The following is a 23,243-nucleotide window of genomic DNA, read 5'->3' as shown; positions in this document are numbered from 1 at the left end:
TCGGGAGGCGTCTCCACGGATCGGCCGGAGGGTCGATCGGTGGGATCGGGAGTCAGCGATCCTCGGAGGAGGGGCACGGAGCGGGGCGGAACGGAGCAGGACGGATGAGAAGTGACACGGCGATCAGCGGCGGGGGAGTCTCCCGGAGTCGAGGACTCGGTAGGAGCAGGGATGCGGGAAGTCGTGTGCCCGGAACGAGCCGGGGCTCGAGGAGCGGCGGAGGTGCGGCGTCCGGCGGAGGAACGGGCATCGACGTCTCCGCGGGGCGCGTCGAGTGGCGCCGACCCGGGTGGGGAGGTCTCGGCGCTCTGGACGACGAGGAGGGGTCGGCGACGGCGGAGTACGCGATCGCGACGATGGCCGCGGTCGGTTTCGCCGGGCTGCTGGTGGTCATCCTCAAGGGCGACGAGGTGCGGAGCATCCTGACCGACCTGGTGACCCGCGCGCTCACCGCGGCGGGATGAGAGGCCTTCCGCTGCTGCGCGGGCGGCTCGTCCAGGAGGAGGGCTCGGCCACTGCCGAGCTCGCGCTCGTGCTCCCGGCGGTGGTCGCGGTGCTGGCGCTGTGCCTGGGGTCGGTGGCGGCCTCGGCGCAGTACGTCCGGCTCGTCGACGCGGCCGCCGACGCGGCCCGGTCCGCGGCTCGGGGCGACGACCCCCGCGCGCCGCTCGCCCGGGTGACGGGGGCGTCGCTCACGGCGGGGGAGCAGGACGGACTGGTCTGCGTCGACGTCGCGGCCCGGCTGCGCCCGCTCCCGGCGGTGTCGCTCCCGGTCTCGGTCCGGTCCTGCGCGCTGGGCGGGGGCGGATGATCCGCCGGCTCCCCGGGGCTGTCCGCAACCGGGAGGAGGGCTCGGCCGCGGTCGTGGCGATCGGAGTCGTCGCGGGCACGATCCTGGTGACGGCCGCCGTGCTCGCCGGCTGCGCAGGAGTCGTCGGGCACCAGCGAGCGGTCGCCGCCGCGGACGCCTCGTCCCTGGCAGCGGCCGACGTCGCCTCCGGCCTGCTGGCCGGGGATCCGTGCGGACGTGCCGCCGCCGTGGCCCGCGCGAACGGCGCCGAGCTCGTCCTCTGCGACGTCGACGGGGGCGTCGCGAGAACGGAGGCGGCCGTCGCCGCGGGTCCGCTCTCCCTCACGGCGCGGTCGAGGGCCGGCCCGCCGCCCTGAGGGCGGAGGCAGCAGCGGGCGTCGTCCGGACCGAGGTCCGGACGACGCCGCGGGAGCGCGTCAGTCGGAGGAGAGTCGCTGGTACCGGTACGCGGCGGCGGTCGGCAGGGCGCCCGCGCCCTCGTCGTGCTCGAGGCCGCCGGCGAGGAGGTAGATGTAGCGGGAGCCCGCCCTCGCCCCGGGGATCTCGAGGCGTGCGGCGGGGGCCTGATCGTCGCCGTATCCCCGGCGGAGGGTCTTGCCCTCCAGCGGTCCGTCGAGGAGCTTGGCCGTGTAGGCGGAGGTCGTGGTGGTGTGCGTCGTTGCCATGCCTCATCATGCGCCGATCGGCGCCGCGCGTCACCCCCGTCGACGGCAGGCCGGGCAGGCGGCTCCGAGGCCGTGTCCAGCGTCCTCCCGAGGTCCCCGTGTCCTCGGGAGGGGGCAGCACGTCCGGGGTCAGTGTGTATGGTGTGCCTGTCGGGCGCCCCCGCCGATGGGGACGCGTCGCCGTTCCCCGCACCACGTCGCCGCGCACCGTCTCCCCGCAGCAGGGGACGTCGGACCACTGGTCGTCCGACCCGACAGCACCAATCGAGGAGAACTGTGTCCGGCACGAAGAAGCTGGTGATCGTCGAGTCGCCGGCGAAAGCCAAGACCATCGCCCAGTACCTGGGCGACGGCTACGAGGTGCTCGCCTCCGTCGGGCACATCCGCGACCTGATCGAGCCGAAGAACCTCCCCCCGGAGCTGAAGAAGGGCCCGCTGGGCAAGTTCTCCGTCGACGTCGACAACGGCTTCGAGCCCTACTACGTCGTGTCCGACCAGAAGAAGAAGACGGTCGCCGACCTCAAGCGCGCGCTGAAGAACGCCGACGAGCTCTACCTCGCCACTGATGAGGACCGCGAGGGCGAGGCCATCGCGTGGCACCTCCTCGAGGAGCTCAAGCCCAAGGTCCCCGTGCACCGCATGGTCTTCCACGAGATCACGAAGGACGCGATCCAGAAGGCGCGCGACAACACCCGGGACATCGACACCTCCCTGGTCGACGCCCAGGAGACCCGCCGCATCCTCGACCGCCTCTACGGCTACGAGATCTCGCCCGTGCTGTGGCGCAAGGTCGGCCCCGGGCTCTCGGCCGGCCGGGTGCAGTCGGCCGCGACCCGCCTGGTGGTCGACCGCGAGCGGGAGCGCCTGGCGTTCGTGTCGGCGAGCTACTGGGACCTCGCCACCGTGCTGGCGCCCGAGTCGGACGCCGCGGCGGGCTTCGACGCCCGCCTGGCTCGGCTCGACGGCAAGCGGATCGGAAGCGGCCGCGACTTCGACGACCGCGGTCAGCTGAAGGGCGACGTCACCGTCCTCGACGAGTCCACCGCCGGTGCCCTCGCCGAGGCCCTGCGTGACCCCGCCACCACGGTCCGGGTCTCGAACCTCGAGTCCAAGCCGTACTCGCGCCGCCCCGCCGCCCCGTTCACCACGTCCACGCTCCAGCAGGAGGCGGCGCGCAAGCTCCGCTTCTCGGCGCGCCAGACGATGAGCGTCGCGCAGTCGCTCTACGAGAACGGCTTCATCACCTACATGAGGACCGACTCGCCCGGGCTCTCGCAGCAGGCGCTGAACGCCGCACGCACCCAGGCCGCGTCCCTCTACGGAGCCGAGACCGTCCCGGACAAGCCCCGGCTGTACTCCGGCAAGAACAAGAACGCGCAGGAGGCGCACGAGGCCATCCGGCCCGCGGGCGAGACCTTCCGCACCCCGGATCAGCTCTCGGGCACCCTCCGCGGCAACGACCTCCGCCTCTACGAGCTCATCTGGAAGCGCACCGTCGCCTCGCAGATGGCCGACGCCAAGGGCTCGACCGCCACCGTGACGCTGCTCGCCGAGCCGGCCGGCGACGTCGCGAAGACCGCCGAGTTCACCGCCTCCGGAACCGTCATCACCTTCCGCGGATTCCTCCTCGCCTACGAGGAGGGGCGCGACGAGGAGCGTCACGGCGCCCGCGACGAGAAGGACGCCAAGCTGCCGGTGCTCGAGGTCGGCCAGAGCCTGGTCGTCGCCGAGGTCGAGGCCAAGGGCCACGAGACCTCGCCGCCCCCGCGCTACACGGAGGCGAGCCTGGTCAAGGCGCTCGAGGAGCTCGGCATCGGCCGGCCCTCCACCTACGCGTCGATCATCTCCACCATCGTCGACCGCGGCTACGTCACTCCGCGCGGCACCGCCCTCGTGCCCAACTGGATCGCCTTCTCGGTGGTCCGGCTGCTCGAGGACTTCTTCTCCGACCTGGTGGAGTACGACTTCACCGCCGAGATGGAGGGCGACCTCGACCGCATCGCCGGCGGCGAGGAGGACCGCGTCGCCTGGCTCAACCGCTTCTACTTCGGCGGAGGCACGCACCCCGGGCTCCGACACGTCGTGGACAACCTCGGCGAGATCGATGCGAAGAGCATCAACTCCGTCCGGATCACGGACGACATCACCCTGCGCATCGGCAAGTACGGCCCCTACCTCGAGGTGGCCCAGGAGGAGGGGCAGGAGACGCCGCGTCGCGTCAACCTGCCGCTCGAGCTGGCTCCCGACGAGCTCACGCCCGCCAAGGCGCAGGAGCTCGTCGACGCCCCGGTGCAGACCGACCGCGTGCTGGGAAGCAACCCCGACTCGGGCAAGACCGTCGTCGTCAAGGACGGGCGCTTCGGCCCCTACGTGACCGAGGTCGATCCGGAGCCGGAGACCGCGGCGGATCCCGCCACCGGGGAGGTCGTCGAGCCCGTGCCCGCGAAGCGCGGCGCGAAGAAGCCCGCTGTCGTGAAGCCGCGCACCTCCTCCCTCTTCAAGTCCATGGACGTCGCGTCGATCGACCTGGCGACGGCGCTGCGCCTGCTCGACCTGCCGCGCACGGTCGGTGACGACCCCGAGAGCGGCGAGCCGATCACGGCTCAGAACGGCCGGTACGGCCCGTACATCAAGAAGGGCACCGACAGCCGGTCGCTCACCAGCGAGGACCAGATCTTCGAGGTCGACCTGCCGACGGCGCTCGAGATCTTCGCTCAGCCGAAGTACGGGGCGCGACGCGCGTCGAGCGCGCTGAAGGAGTTCGAGGCGGACCCCGTCAGCGGCAAGCCGATCCGGATCCGCGACGGACGCTTCGGCGCCTACGTGACCGACGGCGAGACCAACGTCACGATCTCCAAGGGCCTGACGATCGAGGAGATCGACTTCGAGCAGGCGGTCCAGATGCTCGCCGACAAGCGCGCGAAGGGCCCGGCCAAGAAGGCTCCGGCCAAGCGCGCGCCGGCCAGGAAGCCCGCGGCGAAGACGACCGCGGCCAAGACCACGGCGGCCAAGACCACGGCGGCCAAGACCACGGCGGCCAAGACGACGGCGGCCAAGACGACCGCGGCCAAGACGGCCGCGGCCGCCAAGAAGACGACCGCAGCGAAGAAGCCCGCCGCGCCCCGCGCCACCGCCGCGAGCCGCGCGGCCGCGGCGGCCGCCGCCGAGACGTCGGACGCGACGGAGTCGTGACCGGGCTGTTCGTCACCCTCGAGGGCGGGGACGGCGCGGGCAAGACCACGCAGGCCCGGCTGCTCGAGGAGTGGCTGGGCACGCGGGGCGAGGCCGTCGTCCGCACCCGCGAGCCCGGAGGAACTGAGGTGGGCCTGCAGATCCGCGAGATCGTTCTGCACCACCGCGGCGAGATCGACCCGCGGGCCGAGGCCCTGCTCTACGCGGCGGACCGCGCCCAGCACATCGGGACGCTCGTGCGACCGGCGCTCGAGCGCGGCGAGGTCGTCGTGCAGGACCGCTACATCGACTCCTCCGTCGCCTACCAGGGAGCCGGGCGGGTCCTCGACGCCGTCGAGGTCCGGCGGCTCTCGGAGTGGGCCACCCACGACCTGAGGCCCGACCTCACCGTCCTGCTCGACCTCGACCCCGCCGTCGCGCGGGGCCGGCTCGACGCGGCCCGCACCCGCTTCGACCGGCTGGAGGCCGAGAAGGCGGAGTTCCACGGGCGCGTGCGCGAGGCGTTCCTGGCGATCGCCGAGACGGACGCCGAGCGCTTCCTCGTCGTGGACGCCGCTCTCCCCGTCGAGGAGATCGCGGCCGCGGTGCGGGAGCGGGTCGCCGTCCTCCTCGACGGCGCGTCGGCTGTCGGTGCTCGCGGTTAGCCTGGTTGCATGACCGTCTGGAGCCAGCTCGTCGGGCAGGAGCACGCCATCGGCGCCCTGCAGGACGCCTCGACGCCCCGGGACGACCATGGCCGGGAGTCGTCGTCGATGACGCACTCCTGGCTCATCACCGGCCCTCCCGGGTCCGGCCGCTCGAACCTCGCCTACGCGTTCGCCTCCGCACTGCTCTGCCGCCACGGCGGCTGCGGGGAGTGCCCCGACTGCCGCCAGGTCGCCGCCCGCTCCCATCCCGACCTCGCCGTGCTGACGACCGAGCGCGTGATCATCTCGATCGACGAGGTGCGGCGGCTGGTCAGCAGCTCGCAGTACTCGCCCTCGGTGTCGCGCTACCGCGTCATGGTCATCGAGGACGCCGACCGGATGAGCGAGCGCACGTCCAACGTGCTGCTGAAGGCGCTCGAAGAGCCGCCGGAGCGCACGGTCTGGATCCTGTGCGCCCCGAGCGAGGCCGATCTGCTCCCCACCATCCGCTCCCGCGTCCGCTCCGTGCGGCTCCGCGTGCCGAGCGTCGAGGACGTCGCCGGTCTCCTCGAGCGCCGCGACGGGGTCGACCCCGAGACCGCCGAGCGCGCCGCCCGCCAGGCTCAGAGCCACATCGGGATGGCGCACCGCCTGGCGACCGACGCGAACGCGCGCGAGCGCCGCGAGGAGACGCTCCGCATCGCCCTGCGCCTCCGCGGCGTCTCGGACGCGGTGCTCGGCGCTGCGCGGATGATCGAGGTCGCGACCGAGGACGCCAAGGCGATCACGCTCGAGCGCGACGAGGCCGAGCGGCAGCAGGCGCTGCGCTCGCTCGGCGTCGAGCCCGGGGGCACCGTGCCCGCGCAGCTCCGCTCGCAGCTGCGGGCGCTCGAGGAGGATCAGAAGCGACGCGCGACGCGGAGCCTCCGCGACGGCCTCGACCGGATCCTCGTCGACCTGCTCTCCCTCTACCGCGACGTGGTGCGCCTCCAGCTCGGAGCGCCCGGCGGCGTCATCAACGAGGAGGTCCGGACCGAGATGACCGCGCTCGCCGACGCGACTCCGCCCGACCGCACGCTCGCCGTCCTCGACGCGATCGCGACCGCCCGGCAGCGGATCGACGCGAACGTCTCCCCGGTCCTCGCTCTCGAGGCGCTGCTCGTCGTCGCGGCGCGCCGTCCGGTGGCCGCGTGAGGCGGGGGCGCCGGTCGGCCGTCGTCGTCGCGCTCGTCGCGGCCGCGTCCCTCCTGACCGGCTGCTTCGCGCCCGGCCCGAGCGTCGACCGGACCTCCACCCCCTACCCGCAGACCGTCGACGACTCCCTGGAGCGCTACTACTCGCAGGTGCTGGTCTGGGACGACTGCGGCGACGGCGCTCTCTGCACCGACGCGACCGTCCCGCTCGACTGGGACGACCCCTCGGGGGAGACCGCGTCGATCGCTCTGGTGCGCCGACCCGCGACGAAGGGCCCGGCGATCGGCTCCCTGCTCGTGAATCCGGGCGGACCGGGAGCGTCGGGCGTCGACTTCATCCGCGACAGCGCCGACTACGCGGTCGACTCCGCGCTCGCCGCCCGGTACGACGTCGTCGGCTTCGATCCGCGCGGAGTGGGCGCCTCCACCGCGGTCTCCTGCCTCGACGCCGCGGGCCTCGGCTCCTACCTCTACGACATCACGCCGGGGGAGCGGGGCAGCGACGAGTGGATCCAGGCGCAGCGCACGACCGCTGCCGCGTTCGCCGCCGCCTGCGAGGAGCGCAGCGGGCCGCTGCTGCCCGAGGTCGGCACCCCGAGCGCCGCCCGTGATCTCGACGTGCTGCGCGCGGCGCTCGGCGACGAGACGCTGCACTACCTCGGCTACTCCTACGGCACGTTCCTCGGAGCGACCTACGCCGGGCTGTTCCCGGACCGGGTCGGCCGCCTCGTCCTCGACGGCGCGATCGACCCGGCGGCCACCTCGTTCGACGTGGTGCGCGAGCAGGCGAAGGGGTTCGAGAGCGCACTGCGCGCCTACCTCTCCGACTGCCTCCGCTCGGACGACTGCCCGTTCACCGGCACCGTCGACGCGGGGATGGCCCAGCTGAAGCGCATGCTCGAGGACGTGGACGCCTCGCCGATCCGGGCCGCCGACGGCCGTGAGCTCGGCGCGAGCACGCTGTTCACCGCGATCGTCTACCCGCTCTACGACGCCACGGCGTGGGGAGCGCTGAGCGAGATGCTGGCCGGCGTCCGCCGGGGCGACCCCGCGGTCGCGTTCCAGTACGCGGACGCCTACAACGGGCGCGACGCGGACGGCCGGTACGCGGACAACACCACCGAGGCGTTCCTCGCGATCAACTGCGTCGACTACTCCTACGACGCCGACACCGCCTCGATGCGCGCCGACGAGGCCGCTCTCGAGCAGGCCGCGCCGACGATCGGCCGCTACATGGCCTACGGCGACATCCTCTGCAGCGAGTGGCCGGCGGCGTTCGAGGGCTCCCGCGAGCCGATCACCGCGGAGGGCTCGGCGCCCATCCTGGTCGTGGGCACCACGAACGATCCCGCGACGCCCTACGTATGGGCGCAGGCGCTCGCGGGCGAGCTCTCCGCCGGTCACCTGGTCACCTACGACGGCGAGGGCCACACGGCCTACAACAAGTCGACGTCCTGCGTGAACGACGCGGTCGACGCGTACCTGCTCGAGGGGACCGTCCCGGAGGTGGATCCGCAGTGCTGACCGAGCAGGAGCGGTCCCGCGAGCAGCAGCCCGGGCTCCGCGAGCGCAAGCGCCTGGCCACGCGGCGGGCGATCGAGATCGCCGTCCTCCGCCTGGCGAGCGAGCGCGGGCCGGAGCGGGTGACCATCGACGACGTCTCGCGCGCCGCCGACGTCTCCACGCGCACCTTCTTCAACTACTTCGCCTCGAAGGAGGACGCGCTGGTCGGCGGGCTCCCGGTCATCGCCGACGAGACCGCGGCGGCGTTCGTCGCGGGCCGGGGCGCCGTGCTCGAGGACCTGCAGCGGGTCTTCGTCGCCGCGATGGAGGAGCCGCTCGAGGAGGACCGGGAGCTGCACGTCCTCCGCCGCGCGCTCTTCCGCGAGCACCCGCATCTGGTCGGTCTGAAGATCGCGGGCATGCGCGAGTTCGAGCTCGCGGTCGAGGGGCTCGTCGCCGAGCGTCTCGGCCAGGAGGACGACGACGCGGAGCGGGTGCGCAGCCGGGCGCGGATGCTGACGCTCCTCGGGCTCGCCGCCGTCCGCCACGCCTGGGCGGCCTGGGTCGATCACGACGGCCGGGAGGCCCTGCCCGGACGCATCGCCCGCTCCTTCGAGGAGCTCCGCGGCGCGCTCGCCTGAGCCGAGCGCAGCGGTCGCGGCCGCCGTCGCGGGGCCTCTGCTCGACCGCGCCGTCCTGATTCACGCCCGGGGGCGCGAGCAGGCTATGCTGTGTAATCGTGTCCGGGGCTCAGGCCCCGCGTGCACGCCGCCTTAGCTCAGTCGGCAGAGCGTCTCACTCGTAATGAGAAGGTCGAGGGTTCGATTCCCTCAGGCGGCTCCCTCTCCCGCCATCCGCGACGTCCCGGCCGGATCCGCGAGTTCCCGGCCTCATCCGCGGCGTCCAGGTCGCGTCGAACTCGCGTGGCTACCCTGTTGCGGATGACCGACACGCCTCCTCCCCGCCGTCGCCGCACTCTCGTGGTCGCCGCGGTGCTCGTGGCCGCCGTGCTCGGTGGCGGCGCCTTCGGCGTGGGGACGGCCCTCGGCAGCGCCGCGGAGCCCGGGGCGCTGCCCGTCGTCTCGACCCCGACCGCCACCGCGACTCCCGCACCGACGCCGACGGCCACGGCGCGGCCCACCGCCGAAGCGGCGGCCGAGGCGCTCCGCACCTGCTCGGTGGCGGGGCTCGCCGCCGACCCGCGCCTGGGCTCGATGCAGGCGCGTGTGGTCGACGCCGCGACGGGCGAGGTCCTGTTCGACCGCGGGGGCGGGACCGCGTCCCGCACCGCCTCCGCCCTCAAGATCCTCACGGCCGCGTCGGCGCTCGCGGTCCTCGGCCCGGACACCCGCATCGCCACCACCGTGGTCCGCGGGAGCGAGCCCGGAAGCGTCGTCCTCGTCGGCGGGGGAGACCTCACCCTGACCCGGCTCCCGACCGGCCGGGAGTCGACCTACGCCGGAGCGGCCCACCTCGACGACCTCGCGGCGCAGGTCGAGAGCGCCTGGGAGGCGGACCCGTCCACCGCCGGGACGCCGATCACGTCGCTGGTGCTCGACTTCTCTCTCTACTCGGGCGAGACCTGGCAGCCGAGCTGGAACCGCAAGGAGCAGGTCGACGGCTACATGCCCGAGATCACGGCGCTCCAGGTGGACGGCGATCGCGAGGACCCCACGGCCTCGACCTCCGAGCGCGGCACGGATCCGGTCGGCCGGGCCGGAGAGGCGTTCGCCGACGAGCTGGACGGCTCGCCCGTGGTCTCCACCGGGACCGCTCCCGCGGGCGCCGCGGTTCTCGGCACGGTGGAGTCGGCTCCGGTCGGCACGCTCGTGCAGCAGATGCTGCTCGTCTCCGACAATGCGATCGCCGAGATGCTCGCGCGGCTCGTCGCGATCCGCACCGGCGCGGGCAGCGACTTCGCTGCCGAGCAGGCCGGTGTGCTGCAGGGGCTCGCCGGTTACGGCGTCGACACGTCCGGGATCGCGATCGTCGACGGCTCCGGCCTGAGCGACGACAACGCGGTCGCGCCGGCGTACTTCACCGAGCTGCTCCGGAAGGTGCAGGCCCGCGAGGGGCAGCTGGGGATCCTCCTGGACGGCCTGCCGGTGTCGGGCCGGACGGGCTCGCTCTCCTACTCCGACCGCTTCGCCGGCGACAACGCCGCGGCCGACGGCGCGGTGCGCGCGAAGACGGGCTGGATCGACACCGGCTACACACTGGCCGGCGTGGTCACCGCGGCGGACGGCACCGAGCTGACTTTCGCGGTCTACGCTCTCGGCGACGTCTCCGACTCGGCGAAGACCGCGATCGACACCCTCGTGACGGGCGTCTACCGCTGCGGATCCTCGCTCTCCGACTCCTGACCCGGACGGGTCGACCTCCCGCTCCTCCTCTCCACCTCCTCCCGGAAGGCCCACGATGACCACCGCACTCCTGATCGTCGACGTGCAGAACGACTTCACCGAGGGCGGCGCGCTCGCCGTCACAGGCGGCGCGGCCGTCGCCCAGGGCATCACCGCGCATCTGGCGGCGCATGCCGACCGGTACTCCGCGGTGCTGGCCTCCCGCGACTGGCACGAGGGCGACTCCGACAACGGCGGCCACTTCGCGGTGGAGCCGGACTTCGTCGACAGCTGGCCCGTCCACTGCGTCGCCGGCACGGACGGCGCGCGGTTCCACCCGGCCCTGGACACCGCTCGGATCGACGTGCAGATCCTCAAGGGGCAGGGCCGCCCCTCCTACTCGGCCTTCGAGGGCACGACGGAGGCGGGCGAGGAGCTCGGCGCCGTGCTCGCGGAGCGGGGCGTCACCGCGCTCGACGTCGTGGGACTCGCGACCGACCACTGCGTGCGCGCCTCGGCACTCGACGCGCGACGGGCGGGGCTCGAGGTCCGCGTGCTCGAGGACCTGATCGCGGGCGTCTCCGAGGAGGCGAGTGCCGCGGCGCTGCGCGAGCTCACGGAGGCGGGAATCCGCGTCGAGCGGTCCGTCTGAGGGCTCGTCCCTCCACAGGGCTCAGGGAGGCGCAGGTCCTCGAGGCTCCCGGCGACCCCGCCCCCGGAGCGATCGCCCGTCCTACACTGGGAGGACGAGAAGCTCCTCCTGGCGCGGTCTGCGCGCTCCGATCCGAAGAAGTGGTTCCCTCCTGTGACTGATTCCGTCGCGTCCCGCGCCGCCGAGACCGCTCTGCTCGCCCGCATCCCCACGAAGCTGCTGATCGGCGGTGAGTGGGTGGACGCCTCCGGCGGCGGCTCGATCGACGTCGAGGACCCGGCCACCGGAGCGGTCCTGGTCTCGATCGCCGACGCGACTCCGGAGGACGGGGTCCGGGCGCTCGACGCCGCCGTCGCCGCCGGTCCGTCGTGGGCCGCGACGGCGCCGCGGAAGCGGGGCGAGATCCTCCGGCGGGCGTTCGACCTCCTGCAGGAGCGCACCGAGGAGTTCGCGCTCCTGATGGCGCTCGAGATGGGCAAGCCGGTCGCGGAGGCGAGGGGCGAGGTCGTGTACGGCGGCGAATTCCTCCGCTGGTTCAGCGAGGAGGCGGTGCGCATCAGCGGACGCTACGGAGTCTCGCCCGAGGGCAGCGGCCGGATGATCGTCTCGCAGCACCCGGTGGGCCCCTGCTACCTCATCACCCCCTGGAACTTCCCGCTCGCGATGGCGACGCGGAAGATCGCTCCGGCGCTGGCGGCGGGCTGCACAGTCGTCGTGAAGCCGGCCGAGCTCACTCCGCTCACCACGCTCGCCTTCGCGGCACTGCTCGCCGAGGCGGGGCTCCCCGACGGCGTGCTCAACGTGGTCACCACGTCCTCGGCGGGAGCCGTGTCGGCTCCGATCCTGTCGGATCCCCGCCTGCGGAAGGTGTCCTTCACCGGCTCCACTCCCGTCGGGCGCACGCTGCTGCAGCAGGCGTCCGAGAACGTGCTGCGGACCTCGATGGAGCTGGGCGGCAACGCGCCCTTCGTCGTGTTCGAGGACGCCGACCTCGACCGGGCGGTCGAGGGCGCGATGCTCGCGAAGTTCCGCAACATCGGCCAGGCCTGCACGGCCGCCAACCGCTTCTTCGTGCACGAGTCGATCGCCGAGGAGTTCGCCGCGCGGATCGTGGAGCGCGTGCGCGCTCTGCGCGTCGGCCGCGGCACCGAGGACGGAGTGACCATCGGCCCGCTGATCGACGAGCGCGCGGTCGAGAAGGCGTCCGCGCTGGTGGAGGACGCCGTCTCCCGCGGCGCGCGCCTGCTCACCGGCGGCGATCGGATCGAGGGGGCCGGCCACTTCTACCGGCCGACCGTGCTCGCGGCGGTCGACCGGGAGAGCGAGATCCTGCGCACCGAGATCTTCGGTCCGGTCCTCGCGATCGTGCCGTTCACCGGCGAGGACGACGCCGTCGCGCTCGCCAACGACACCGAGTACGGACTGGTGTCCTACGTCTTCACGCGCGATCTCGCCCGCGGTCAGCGGATGATCGAGCGGCTCGCCACCGGGATGATGGGCCTCAACGTCGGCGTGGTGTCGAACGCGGCGGCGCCCTTCGGCGGGGTGAAGCAGTCGGGCCTCGGCCGCGAGGGCGGACTCGAGGGGATCCACGAGTACCTCAGCACCAAGTACACGCTCACCCCCGACCCCTTCGCCTGATCCGGTGGAGCGGATCGAGGTCACCGCGCTCGACGACCCGCGGCTGCGCGACTACGCGCACGCGACCGACGTCGCGCTGAAGAACGCTCGCGGTCCGCACGGCCTGTACATCGCGGAGTCGGCGCTCGTGCTCGAGCGCGCGATCGCCGCCGGGCACCGGCCGCGCTCGGTGCTCGCCCTCGGCGGGTCGGCAGGCGAGGCCGAGCGCCTGGTCGGCCGCTTCGACGTCCCCGTCTTCACGGGCCCGGGTGAGCTCCTGGCCGAGCTCACCGGGTACGCCCTGCACCGCGGCCTGATCGCGGCGATGGACCGGCCCGCGCTGCCCGACCCGGCCGGCCTGCTCGCGGGAGCGCGCCGCGTCGTCGTGCTCGAGGACGTGGTCGACCCGACCAACGTCGGCGCGATCTTCCGCTCCGTCGGGGCCATCGGAGCCGATGCGGTGCTGGTGACGCCCCGCTGCTCCGATCCGTACTACCGCCGCGCCATCCGCGTCAGCATGGGAACGGTCCTCCAGGTGCCCTGGACGCGCGTGGGCGACTGGCCGTCGACGCAGCGGCTCCTGCGCGGAGCGGGCTTCACGATCGCGGCGATGGCTCTGACCCCGGAGGCGGTGCCCCTGCGGGACTTCGCCGCCCGCGCTCCGGAGCGCGTCGCCCTCGTGCTCGGCACCGAGGGGCAGGGTCTCACCGCCGAAGCGCTCGCCGCCGCCGATGTCGCCGTCCAGATCCCGATGCGGCACGGGATCGACTCGCTCAACGTCGCTGCGGCGTCGGCGGTCGCGATGTGGGCGCTAGCCGAGACCTCCTGAGAGGCGAGTCTGTGCCCCGTTGGGGGCGCCACTGAGACGTGAGAGCGCGCCCAGCGCTCGCCGGAAGCACCGACTGCGCTACCGTGGCCGCACTCCTGCCCGCAGCCGTCACGAACGAGGTCGTCCATGCTCCTGCGCACGACGCTCCGCCCGCCCGTCGCGCTGCTCGTCGGAGTCGCGCTCGCACTGAGTCTCACCGCCTGCTCCGGTCCCGCCGCGGAGGTCCCGGACGGGACCGTCCGCGACTCCGGCTCCGTCGCGACCGCCGCCCCGGCGCCCACCGGCACAGCCGATCCCGAGAGCGGCGCGCGCATGACCCGCCTGATCAGCGACTGCCTCGCCCGCTACGGCCTGAGCGACCGGCCGCCGCTCGCGAGCCCGCTCGCGGAGGAGGAGGTCCGCCTGGCGGCGCAGCGCGCCCGGGACGCGTACGACGCCACCCTGACCGACTGCTCGGCGCAGGCGCTCGCGTCCGGAGAGCCGAGCAGTGATCCGACGGGGGAGCCCGGCAGCGAGCCGACCGACGATCCCGACGCCGACTCCACCCCCGCTCCGGCGGGTTGACCGTGCGACTCGAGGGGACGTCCGCGCTGATCGCGGGGGGAGCGTCCGGACTGGGAGCCGCGACGGCGACGGCGCTCGACGCCGCAGGAGCGCACGTGGTCGTGCTCGATCTGCCGCACGCGGTGGAGGCCGCGCGTCTGCCCGCCTCCGTGCAGCTGATCGCCGGGGACGTCCTCGATCCGGACGCCGTCTCGCGCGCCGTGGGGGCGGCGGGGGAGCTGCGCGTCGCCGTGAGCTGTGCGGGCGTGGCCACACCTGGGCGGCTGCTCGGACGCGACGGGCCACTGCCGCTCGAGCAGTTCGAGCGGGTGCTGCGGATCAACACGACCGGGACGCTCAACGTGCTGCGCCTCGCCGCGGCGTCGATCGCCGAGCGGGAGCCGGTCGACGGGGAGCGGGGAGTCCTCGTCACGACCGCCTCCGTCGCCGCCTTCGAGGGGCAGATCGGGCAGGCGGCCTACGCCGCGTCGAAGGGAGCCGTGGCGGCGATGACCCTGCCGCTCGCGCGCGAGCTCGCGGCCCGGCTCGTGCGCGTGGTGTCGATCGCACCGGGCACGTTCGACACGCCCCTGCTCGCCGGGCTGCCGGACAAGACCCGCGAGGCGCTCGGCTCGGCGACGCCGCATCCGGCCCGCCTCGGACGCCCCGAGGAGTTCGCGGCCCTGGTGCGGCACATCGTCGAGAACCCCATGATCAACGGCGAGACCATCCGGCTCGACGGGGCCCTGCGGCTGCCGCCGCGCTGAGGGACGAGCGGGCGCAGGCTCCTGGTCGAGACGTGCGGGCGTCTCGGGACGCCGCTGCGCGGCTGGTCGACCGGCATGAGGCGGCGGCGGTCTCGAGACGCCGCTGCGGCGTCCGTCAGACGAGCAGCTGGTGCTTGGCGAGGTCCCGGTACAGCGGCGTCGACTCGACGAGCTCGGAGTGGGTGCCGACTCCCACGACCTCGCCCTTCTGCAGCACGACGATGCGGTCGGAATCGACCACCGTCGACAGGCGGTGCGCGATCACCAGCAGGGTCCGGTTCTCGGCGACCGCGTCGATCGCCAGGCGCAGGCGCTGCTCGTTGAGGCCGTCGAGGCTCGACGTGGACTCGTCCAGCAGCAGGATCGGCGGGGCCGCCAGGAGCGCGCGGCCGATCGCGAGGCGCTGACGCTCACCGCCCGAGAGCATCACTCCGCTCTCGCCCACCGGCGCGTGCAGGCCGAGCGGGTTGCGCTCGAGCACGTCGGTCAGGTTCACCGCCTCGAGCACCCGGAGGCAGTCGGCGTCGTCGGCGTCGGGGCGGCCGAGGACGAGGTTCTCGCGGATGGTGCCGGCCAGGACCGGGGCGTCCTGCTCGACGTAGCCGATCTGCGCGCGGAGCGCGTCGCGGTCGATGGCCGTGATGTCGACACCGCCGAGTCGGACGACGCCGGCCTCCGGGTCGTAGAACCGCTCGATGAGGGCGAGGATCGTGCTCTTGCCCGCTCCCGACGGCCCGACCAGGGCGGTGCGCTTGCCGCGCGGCACGGTGAAGGAGACGCCGCGCAGGACGGTGCGGTCGCGCTCGTCCGCTACGGCCGCCGCGTCGGGCACGGCGCCCTCCTCGTAGGAGAACACCACGTCCTCGAAGGAGATGGCCTCCTCCGCCACGCCGGCGCCGAGGCCGCCCGCGGAGGCGTCGCCGTCGCCCTCGATCGGCAGATCGATGATCTCCTGGATGCGGCCGAGGGCGCCCAGCGCCGAGTTCACCGAGGTGATGGCGCCGATGAAGTTGCCGAGCGGCATCACCATCATGAAGAGGAAGAGGATGAACGAGACCAGCTGGGCGACGTCGATCGCGCCGGACGCGACGCGGTAGCCGCCGACGCCGAGGACGGCGAGGAAGGCGACCTGCATGGCGATCCCGGCCACCGGCACCACGAGGGCCGAGACGTGCGCGACGCGGATCCCGAGGCGGTACGCCTCCGTCGCGTGCTGGTCGACGACCGCGATCTCACGGTCGGTGGCTCCGGCGGCACGGATCGTCCGGACGGCGCTGATGGCGCGCTCGACGGCCGCGGCCAGATCGCCGACCTTCTCCTGCGCCTTGCGGCTGGCGGTGCGGATGCCGCGGCCGAGGGTCAGCGCGAGCCCGAGGGCCACCGCCACCACCGCCACGATGATCAGCAGCAGCACCCAGTCGATGACTGCCATCGCGATGATCGCGCCGACGAAGACGAGGGAGCCCGCGATCGAGTCGACGAGCCCCTGGGTCAGCACCGCGCGCAGGAGCGTGGAGTCGGAGCCGACGCGCGAGACGAGGTCGCCGGTGCGGCGCGCGTCGAACTCCCGGATGGGGAGGCGCAGCAGCCGTGCGACGAGGCGGCGGCGGCTCGAGAGCACGATCCCCTCGCCGGTGCGCTGGAGCAGGTAGTGCGCGAAGCCCGAGATGAGCCCGGAGGCCACGACCAGGCCGACGAGGGCCCACACCAGCGGGCCGAGATCGAGACCGGACTGGACCCGGGTGATGACCTGGCCTACGAGCAGGGGCTGGCCGAGGCTCGCCGCCGCTCCGAACAGACTGAGGACCACGACGACCGAGAGGATGCCGCGGTGCTCGAGCAGGTAGGGCACGAGCTGCGAGAAGGAGGCGCGGGGTCCGTCGTCGCGGGAGGGTCGTCGTCCGCCGCGCCGGGAGGTGGTGGTGCTCATCGCCGTCCATTCTGCCCCGTCGTCGCTGCGAGCAGGCCGCCAGAGGGCGGGCCCGGTGCTCAGGGAGGGAGCGGAGACGCGGACGGCCCGCCGGGGGATCCCGTCGGGCCGTCCTCTGCAGGGAGTCCTACGAGACGTTGTCGTGGTACGACGCGTTCTTCGTCTCCTTGGAGAGCAGGAGCGCGATCAGCGTCAGCACGGCCGCTGCGCTGAGGTAGAGGCCGACCAGCACGGTGCTGCCGCCCGCCGCCCTCCACAGCGCGACCGCGATGATCGGCGCGAGGGCCGCTCCGAGGATCGATGCGAGGTTGTACGCCATCGCCGAGCCGGTGTAGCGGACGTTGGTCGGGAACAGCTCGGGGAGGACGGCGCCCATCGGGCCGAAGGTCAGGCCCATCAGCGTGAAGCCGAGGATCAGGACCGCCATGACGCCCGCGAAGCCGGCGCTGAACAGGGGCACGAAGAGCAGGCCGAAGACGAGGATCGCCGCGGTCACCACGAGCAGCGTGCGCCGGCGGCCGAAGCGCTCCGCGAGCGGGCCGGAGACGAGCGTGAAGATCCCGAAGAACACGACGCCGACGATCAGCATGACGAGGAAGTCGTTGCGCGTGTAGCCGAGGCCCGGAACCGCGCCGTCGACGGGCGAGGTGCCGTAAGTCAGCGTGAACGTGGTCATGAGGTAGAAGAGCACGTAGGTCGCCAGCATGATGAAGGTGCCCAGGATGAGCGGGCGCCAGCTGGTGACGAAGACGCGGGCGAGGGGCAGCTTGGCGACCTCGCCCTTCTCGACGACCTTCTGGAACGCGGGCGTCTCGACGAGCTTGAACCGCACGTAGAGCCCGATGATCACGAGCACGGCGCTCGCCAGGAACGGCACGCGCCAGCCCCAGGCCGCGAACGTCTCGTCGCTCATCGTGCTCGCGAGCACCAGGAACAGGACGTTGGCGACGATGAAGCCGATCGGTGCGCCCAGCTGCGGGAAGGTGCCGTAGATGGCGCGCTTGCCGGCCGGTGCGTTCTCGGTCGCGAGCAGCGCGGCTCCGGACCACTCGCCGCCGAGGCCGAGGCCCTGGCAGAAGCGCATCACGACGAGCAGGAACGGAGCGAGGAACTCCCAGCCGGGCGTGAGCGCGGTGGGCAGGCAGCCGATCAGGAAGGTCGCGACGCCCATGGTGAGCAGCGAGGCGACGAGGGTGCCCTTGCGGCCGACGCGGTCGCCGAAGTGGCCGAAGATGATCGACCCGATCGGGCGCGCGATGAACGCGACGCCGAAGACGGCGAAGGAGGCGAGGAGGGCCGTGGCCGGGTCCTCGTTGACGAAGAAGAGCGACGGGAAGACCAGGACGGCGGCGGTCGCGTAGGCGTAGAAGTCGTAGAACTCGATCGAGGTGCCGATGAGGCTGGCGAGGATGACGCGGCCGCGGGAGTTCTGCGGGGCGGCTGCTGGCGCGTCGGAGACGGCGGAAGAGGACATGAGGGAGGGGCTCCGTGTGGACGGCGACTCCCCCTGAGCCGGCGGGGCGGGGCGTCGATCGGGCGTCGCGGACCGCTGGGGCGAGGGGGAGGAGAGAGGGGTCGCTCGTGACGACCCGACCACTTTACTCCGTGTTCTCCCAGGTTCGTGTGCGGGCGGCCCCAGGACGGGGGTCGCCCGCAGTGGTTCAGCTGCGCAGCGAGCGGAGGAGCAGAGCGGTCGAGACCGCCGCCTCGGCCGCCTCGCGCCCCTTGTCCTCCTTCGAGCCGGGAAGGCCCGCGCGATCGATGCCCTGCTGCTCGGTGTCGAGGGTGAGCACGCCGAAGCCGACCGGCTTGCCGGTCAGGATCGAGACGGTGGTGAGCCCGGAGGTGGCGGCGTCCGAGACGTACTCGAAGTGCGGGGTGCCGCCGCGGATGATCACGCCGAGGGCGACGACCGCGTCGGCCCCCGCCTCCAGGGCCGCCTTCGAGGCGACGGGCAGCTCGAACGAGCCGGGCACGCGCACGAGCGACCAGGACGCTCCGGCCTCGTCGAGGGCTCGGCCCGCTCCGGCGATCAGACCGTCGCTGATCTGCTCGTGCCAGGTGCCCGCGATGACGACGACGCGCAGTCCCGCGCCGTCGAGAGGGGAGGTGGTGGGGGCGCCGCTACCGGCCATTGCTACTCCTTCGTGGTGGCGCCGGCGATCCCGGCGTCGAGGGCGAGGCCGGAGATCCCGGCGTCGAGGGGGTCGTGGTCGAGGACGCTGTCGATGGTGTGGCCCATGCGGTCGCGCTTGGTCTCGAGGTAGCCCTCGTTGAAGGCGCCGACTCCGACGACGAGCGGCACGCGCTCGGCGACGACGATGCCGCGGTCGGTGAGCTGGCGGACCTTCTCGGGGTTGTTGGTGAGCAGGCGCACCTCGGTGAGGCCGAGGTCCTCGAGGATCCCGACCGCCGCTCCGTAGTCCCGCGCGTCGGCGGGGAGCCCGAGGGCGAGGTTCGCGTCGAGGGTGTCGAGGCCGTCCTCCTGCAGGCGGTAGGCGCGCAGCTTGTTGATCAGGCCGATGCCCCGGCCCTCGTGACCGCGGAGGTAGACGACGACGCCGCCGTCCCGCTGGATCGTGTCGAGGGCGGCGTCGAGCTGGGGCCCGCACTCGCACTTCAGCGAGCCGAAGGCCTCGCCGGTCAGGCACTCGGAGTGCACGCGCACCAGGGCGGGCCGCCCCGCGGCGACCTCTCCCGCGAGGATCGCGACGTGATCCGCTCCGGTCTGCCGGTCGCGGTAGGCGCGGATCCGGAACGGGCCGTGGGTGGTCGGCACCGTGGTCTCGACCTCGAAGCTCACCCGCGCGCTCTCCGGGACCGCGACCGTGACGGGCACCTCCGCGTCGCAGTGGAACTCCTGCAGGTACGCGATGAGGGCCGCGACCGTGGTCACCGGCACGCCCTCGCGCTCGCCGAGGGCGATCAGGCCGGGCAGCCGCATCATCTCGCCGTCCTCGGCGACGATCTCGGAGATCGCGCCCACGGGGTACAGGCCGGCGAGCTTCATCAGGTCGACCGCCGCCTCCGTGTGCCCGTCGCGCTCGCGCACGCCGCCGTCGACGGCGCGCAGCGGCAGGATGTGGCCGGGGCGGTTCAGGCGGGAGGGGGTCGCCTCGGGGTCGGCCAGCACGCGGAGGGTGTGCGCGCGGTCGGAGGCGCTGATGCCGGTGGAGAGCCGGTCGGCCGCGTCGACGGACAGCGTGTAGGCGGTGCCGCGCGGGTCCTCGTTCTCGACCACCATCAGCGGCAGGGCGAGGCGGTCGGCGATCTCGTTGGTCATCGGCGCGCAGATGAACCCGGAGGAGTGGCGGACCATCCAGGCGATCGTCTCCTGGCTGGCGAGCTGGGCCGAGACGATGACGTCGCCCTCGTTCTCGCGGCCCTCGTCGTCCGCGACGATGATCGGGCGCCCGGCGCGCAGCGCCTCGACGGTCTCGGGGATGGTGGCGAGGCTCATGAGCGGGCCTCCGCGATCGAGCGCAGTGCGAGCATCCGCTCGACGTGGCGGGCCAGGACGTCGGTCTCGATGTTGACCTGATCGCCGATCGCGCGCGCGCCCAGCGTGGTGACGGCGAGCGTCTCGGGGATCAGCGAGACCTCGAACCACTGCTCCGGCTCGGCGGCGGGGCTGATCGCCGAGACGGTCAGCGAGACGCCGTCCACCGCGATCGAGCCCTTGTCGACGACGAGCGGAGCGATGCCGGTCGGCAGCGAGAACCGCAGCACCCGCCAGGCCTCGCCCGGTGCGATCGCGAGCAGCGTCGCCGTGCCGTTGATGTGGCCCTGGACGATGTGGCCGCCGAGCCGGTCGCCGACCAGCGCGGCGCGCTCGAGGTTCACAGGGTCGCCGACGCCCACGCCGTCGAGGGTCGACATCCGCAGGGTCTGCGCCATGACGTCGGCGGTGAAGCCCTGGTCGGTGTGCTCGACCACGGTGAGGCAGACGCCCGAGACCGCGATCGAGTCGCCGTGCCGCACGCCCTCGACGGCGAGGGGCCCGCGGATGCTGAGGCGGATCGCGTCGGCGCCCGCCTCGACGGCGGTCACGACGCCCTTCTCCTCGATGATTCCGGTGAACATCAGTGATTCTCCATCTGCAGGGCGTGGGGGAGGCGGGCCGGGGTGCCGGCACCGCCCGCGGGGAGGACGTCGGGGCGCGCGGTCACGAGGAGGTCGTCGCCGAGGATCTCGACCGAGCGGAGGGAGAGGCGCCGGGCCCCGCCGATGCTCTCCACGCCGAGGTCGCCGAGCGCGAGGCGGGGGCCGCCGAGGAGCGCGGGCGCGAGGAACACGAGGTACTCGTCGACCAGTCCGGCGGCGACGAGCGCGGAGGCGAGGGTCGGTCCGGCCTCGACGTAGACGCTGCGGATCTCGGCGGAGTAGAGGTGCGCGAGGACCGCGGCGAGGTCGCGGGTGCGCTCGACCACGACGGCGCGGGGGTGCTCGTGCAGGCGGGCGCCCGGCGGCACGGGGCGCGTGCCGACGACGACGGGCACCGGCTGGTGGGCGAGGAGCTCGCCTCCGTCGCCGCGGGCGGTGAGCGCGGGATCGTCGGCGAGGACGGTCCCGGTGCCGACGAGGATCGCGTCGTGCGCGGCACGCTGCTCGTGCACGCGCTGACGGGCCGCCGCTCCGGTGATCCAGCGGCTGCTGCCGTCCGCCGCCGCGGTGCGGCCGTCGAGGGTCGAGGCCCACTTGAGCGTGACGAAGGGGCGGTGCAGGCGGGTCGCGGTGAGCCACGGGTGGAGGAACTGCTCTCCCTCCTCGGCGAGCACGCCCTCGATCACCTCGACGCCGGCCTCGCGGAGGGTGCGACCGCCGCCGGCCGAGCGCTCGCCCGGGTCCGGCACGGCGTAGACGACGCGGGAGACGCCCGCCTCGATCAGGGCGCGGCTGCAGGGGCCCGTGCGCCCTGTGTGGTCGCACGGCTCGAGCGAGACGACGGCCGTCGCGCCCTCGGCGGCGCCCGGCGCGACGTGCGACAGGGCGTCGACCTCGGCGTGCGCGGTGCCGGCTCCGTGGTGCCAGCCCTCGCCGAGGACGGTGCCGTCGGGCGCGAGGATCACGCAGCCCACGCGCGGGTTGGGTCCGCGGGCGGGCCCGCGCTCGGCGAGCGCCAGCGCCCGGCGCATCGCGTGCTCGTAGTCGATCGTCATTCCCGGTTCTTCCGTTCGTCGCCGAACTCCGGGGTCTCGATCGACGGTGCGCGGGCACCGTCGCTCAGCATCGCGCGGTGGTGCGCGACGCTCGTGCTGCCTCTCCTCCGGACTTTCACCGTCGGTCCTGGAGTTCCACCAGGTCAACCGCCGCCCCTCTCGAGGGGCTGCGGCTCGCGGACTGTGACCGCCGGTTCGGAATTCCCACCGACCCCGGAGCACGTGCTGTCCGGTCAGCCTACTCACCCGCCGCCCGGCGGGAGCCTCCGCACGTCACACTCCCGGCGCACGGTCGGCTGGCGCGCGGCGGGCGGCGCTCGGACGCAGGGGCCGGGTCGCGCTCGTCGAGTCCCGCGCGGCAAAGGACGCCCGGCTCAGTGCCGGTGCTCGTCCACCCAGCGCGGGAAGGGGTCCGCGTACTCCGCCCAGGCGGCGGGGCCGGCCAGCAGCTCCTCGGGGGTGAGCAGGCAGCTCTGCAGGACGGCGGTCAGCCTCCCGGTGTCCAGGCCCGTCCCGAAGAAGGCGAGCTCCTGGCCGAGAGGCGCGTCCTCGTCCCAGCTGAGCAGGCTGGTCGGGTCCAGCGTCAGCACGTCGCCGGCGACCGACCACGAGCCGACCCGGTCGGCGCGCGTCGCCAGGCGCACCAGGCCGCGGGAGCGGAGGATGCGGCCCACCTTCTCCGCCACCAGCTCCCCGTGGACCGCCGCGCTCAGGCGGCCGGGGTGGAAGGGCAGCGGATCGCGGAACACGAACTCCTCGACGGTCGTGCCCGAGGCGCGGCGCCGCGAGGTCCCGTTGAGGGCGCACTGCCAGCCCATCGAGGAGGCGATCGCGTGCGCGCGCCGGGGGTGGAGCCTCCGTGGCGCCGCCGGGAGCTCACCGGCGGGGAGGAGATCGGCGGTGGGGGCGAGCGCTCGCAGGAGGTCGCGGACGAGCGCGGTCCGCTCGGGGTCGCTGTCGGAGTGGGGCTCGGCGAGCGCGATGAGGCTCGAGAACTCCAGGCGGGCGGCGAGGCGCTCCGCCGAGTCGAAGGAGGGGCCCGCGCCGCCGCAGAGCACGCGCAGGATCTCCTCCGTCGACGTCACGGCGACCACGTCGAGGATCGCGATGCGGGTGTCGGCCGGATGCCGCTGCGCGCAGAGGTGCTCGAGGACGAGTCCGATCTCGAGCGGGTCCGCCTCGGCGTCGAGGGCGACGACGGTGTGACCGCGGTGACCGTCGTCGGCGTCGGCGGCGAGGCGCCGGTGCAGCTCCTCCGCGAAGGCGGGGCCGTCGGCGCCGGGCAGGTCGACCTCGAGGTCGATCCGGGACTCGGGCCTGCCGGCGAGGAGCGCGGCGGTCCGCCCGGCGTCCCGGGGGTCGGTCGCGCTGACGAGGGTGACGGCGAGGACGGGGGGGTGCGGGGTGGTGG

General features: G+C 73.5%; 22 protein-coding genes, 1 tRNA gene and 1 riboswitch. Of the genes, 15 read left to right on the top strand and 8 right to left on the bottom strand.

Translation table 11 applies throughout. From position 1 onward, the window contains the following. Positions 1-308 precede the first annotated feature (308 nt). Genes C5C46_RS17310 through C5C46_RS14740 form a run of 3 tightly spaced genes read left to right on the top strand, consistent with a single transcriptional unit; the run spans position 309 to position 1,167 of the window. Positions 309-464 (top strand): DUF4244 domain-containing protein, encoded by a 156-nt coding sequence (locus C5C46_RS17310; protein ID WP_258059530.1) that lies wholly within the window; start codon positions 309-311, stop codon positions 462-464. After that, positions 461-811, top strand: coding sequence for a TadE family type IV pilus minor pilin (locus tag C5C46_RS14745; RefSeq protein WP_104222193.1), 351 nt, complete (start codon positions 461-463; stop codon positions 809-811). Before C5C46_RS17310 ends, C5C46_RS14745 begins: the two co-directional genes overlap by 4 nt. Further along, a complete protein-coding gene (locus C5C46_RS14740; RefSeq protein ID WP_104227247.1) occupies positions 808-1,167 on the top strand; it encodes an Rv3654c family TadE-like protein in 360 nt (119 codons plus the stop codon). The genes C5C46_RS14745 and C5C46_RS14740 overlap by 4 nt, the downstream gene beginning before the upstream one ends. 60 nt (positions 1,168-1,227) lie before the next feature. Here the strand turns inward: C5C46_RS14740 and C5C46_RS14735 are convergent, their stop codons facing one another. Further along, complete coding sequence (locus C5C46_RS14735; RefSeq protein WP_104222197.1) at positions 1,228-1,476, bottom strand: hypothetical protein; 249 nt, start codon at positions 1,474-1,476, stop codon at positions 1,228-1,230. Positions 1,477-1,752: 276 nt separating this feature from the next. Between C5C46_RS14735 and topA the strand changes: the two genes are divergently transcribed. From topA to C5C46_RS14675, 12 genes are all read left to right on the top strand, one after another. Continuing rightward, positions 1,753-4,668, top strand: a complete 2,916-nt coding sequence (gene topA / locus C5C46_RS14730) for a type I DNA topoisomerase (protein ID WP_104227246.1) — start codon at positions 1,753-1,755, stop codon at positions 4,666-4,668. Beyond that, on the top strand, positions 4,665-5,312 hold the full coding sequence (tmk, locus tag C5C46_RS14725; RefSeq protein WP_104227245.1) for a dTMP kinase: 648 nt from the start codon (positions 4,665-4,667) through the stop codon (positions 5,310-5,312). Before topA ends, tmk begins: the two co-directional genes overlap by 4 nt. Positions 5,313-5,321: 9 nt before the next feature. Further along, the gene (locus C5C46_RS14720; RefSeq protein WP_104227244.1) at positions 5,322-6,488 is read left to right on the top strand and encodes a DNA polymerase III subunit delta'; all 1,167 of its coding nucleotides are present in this window, start codon (positions 5,322-5,324) and stop codon (positions 6,486-6,488) included. Then, complete coding sequence (locus C5C46_RS14715) at positions 6,485-8,011, top strand: alpha/beta hydrolase (protein WP_104227243.1); 1,527 nt, start codon at positions 6,485-6,487, stop codon at positions 8,009-8,011. The genes C5C46_RS14720 and C5C46_RS14715 overlap by 4 nt, the downstream gene beginning before the upstream one ends. Continuing rightward, positions 8,005-8,631 (top strand): TetR/AcrR family transcriptional regulator, encoded by a 627-nt coding sequence (locus tag C5C46_RS17045; RefSeq protein ID WP_181027157.1) that lies wholly within the window; start codon positions 8,005-8,007, stop codon positions 8,629-8,631. Before C5C46_RS14715 ends, C5C46_RS17045 begins: the two co-directional genes overlap by 7 nt. Positions 8,632-8,757: 126 nt before the next feature. After that, positions 8,758-8,830, top strand: a tRNA-Thr gene (locus C5C46_RS14705). 101 nt (positions 8,831-8,931) lie between these two features. After that, complete coding sequence (gene dacB / locus C5C46_RS14700) at positions 8,932-10,353, top strand: D-alanyl-D-alanine carboxypeptidase/D-alanyl-D-alanine-endopeptidase (protein WP_104227242.1); 1,422 nt, start codon at positions 8,932-8,934, stop codon at positions 10,351-10,353. A gap of 55 nt (positions 10,354-10,408) precedes the next feature. Then, on the top strand, positions 10,409-10,984 hold the full coding sequence (locus C5C46_RS14695; protein ID WP_104227241.1) for a nicotinamidase: 576 nt from the start codon (positions 10,409-10,411) through the stop codon (positions 10,982-10,984). Positions 10,985-11,137: 153 nt separating this feature from the next. Further along, positions 11,138-12,625: an NAD-dependent succinate-semialdehyde dehydrogenase gene (locus C5C46_RS14690; RefSeq protein WP_104227240.1), complete on the top strand. Its 1,488-nt coding sequence runs from the start codon at positions 11,138-11,140 to the stop codon at positions 12,623-12,625. A 4-nt stretch (positions 12,626-12,629) separates the two neighbouring features. Further along, positions 12,630-13,433 (top strand): RNA methyltransferase, encoded by an 804-nt coding sequence (locus C5C46_RS14685; RefSeq protein WP_104227239.1) that lies wholly within the window; start codon positions 12,630-12,632, stop codon positions 13,431-13,433. A 126-nt stretch (positions 13,434-13,559) separates the two neighbouring features. After that, positions 13,560-13,997: a hypothetical protein gene (locus C5C46_RS14680; RefSeq protein ID WP_104227238.1), complete on the top strand. Its 438-nt coding sequence runs from the start codon at positions 13,560-13,562 to the stop codon at positions 13,995-13,997. A gap of 2 nt (positions 13,998-13,999) precedes the next feature. Beyond that, positions 14,000-14,743 (top strand): SDR family NAD(P)-dependent oxidoreductase, encoded by a 744-nt coding sequence (locus C5C46_RS14675; RefSeq protein WP_104227237.1) that lies wholly within the window; start codon positions 14,000-14,002, stop codon positions 14,741-14,743. Positions 14,744-14,858: 115 nt separating this feature from the next. Here the strand turns inward: C5C46_RS14675 and C5C46_RS14670 are convergent, their stop codons facing one another. From C5C46_RS14670 to C5C46_RS14640, 7 genes are all read right to left on the bottom strand, one after another. Continuing rightward, a complete protein-coding gene (locus C5C46_RS14670; protein WP_104227236.1) occupies positions 14,859-16,673 on the bottom strand; it encodes an ABC transporter ATP-binding protein in 1,815 nt (604 codons plus the stop codon). Between the two features lie 127 nt (positions 16,674-16,800). Next, positions 16,801-18,147 (bottom strand): MFS transporter, encoded by a 1,347-nt coding sequence (locus C5C46_RS14665; protein ID WP_104227235.1) that lies wholly within the window; start codon positions 18,145-18,147, stop codon positions 16,801-16,803. Between the two features lie 187 nt (positions 18,148-18,334). Then, positions 18,335-18,808, bottom strand: a complete 474-nt coding sequence (gene ribH / locus C5C46_RS14660; protein ID WP_104222223.1) for a 6,7-dimethyl-8-ribityllumazine synthase — start codon at positions 18,806-18,808, stop codon at positions 18,335-18,337. Between the two features lie 2 nt (positions 18,809-18,810). Beyond that, entirely contained in the window at positions 18,811-20,133 is a 1,323-nt protein-coding gene (gene ribA, locus C5C46_RS14655; RefSeq protein WP_104227234.1) for a GTP cyclohydrolase II, read from the bottom strand. After that, entirely contained in the window at positions 20,130-20,756 is a 627-nt protein-coding gene (locus C5C46_RS14650; RefSeq protein ID WP_104227233.1) for a riboflavin synthase, read from the bottom strand. Before C5C46_RS14650 ends, ribA begins: the two co-directional genes overlap by 4 nt. Further along, a complete protein-coding gene (ribD, locus tag C5C46_RS14645; RefSeq protein ID WP_258059524.1) occupies positions 20,756-21,832 on the bottom strand; it encodes a bifunctional diaminohydroxyphosphoribosylaminopyrimidine deaminase/5-amino-6-(5-phosphoribosylamino)uracil reductase RibD in 1,077 nt (358 codons plus the stop codon). The genes C5C46_RS14650 and ribD overlap by 1 nt, the downstream gene beginning before the upstream one ends. A 91-nt stretch (positions 21,833-21,923) precedes the next feature. Next, a riboswitch (FMN riboswitch) is annotated at positions 21,924-22,056 on the bottom strand. 150 nt (positions 22,057-22,206) lie between these two features. Beyond that, the coding region (locus C5C46_RS14640; protein WP_104227232.1) for a GTP-binding protein at positions 22,207-23,243 on the bottom strand (1,037 nt) is incomplete at its 5' end.

Source organism: Rathayibacter sp. AY1E6, from assembly GCF_002931115.1.
Taxonomy (GTDB): domain Bacteria; phylum Actinomycetota; class Actinomycetes; order Actinomycetales; family Microbacteriaceae; genus Rathayibacter.
This window is presented reverse-complemented; position numbering and strand designations above follow the sequence as displayed.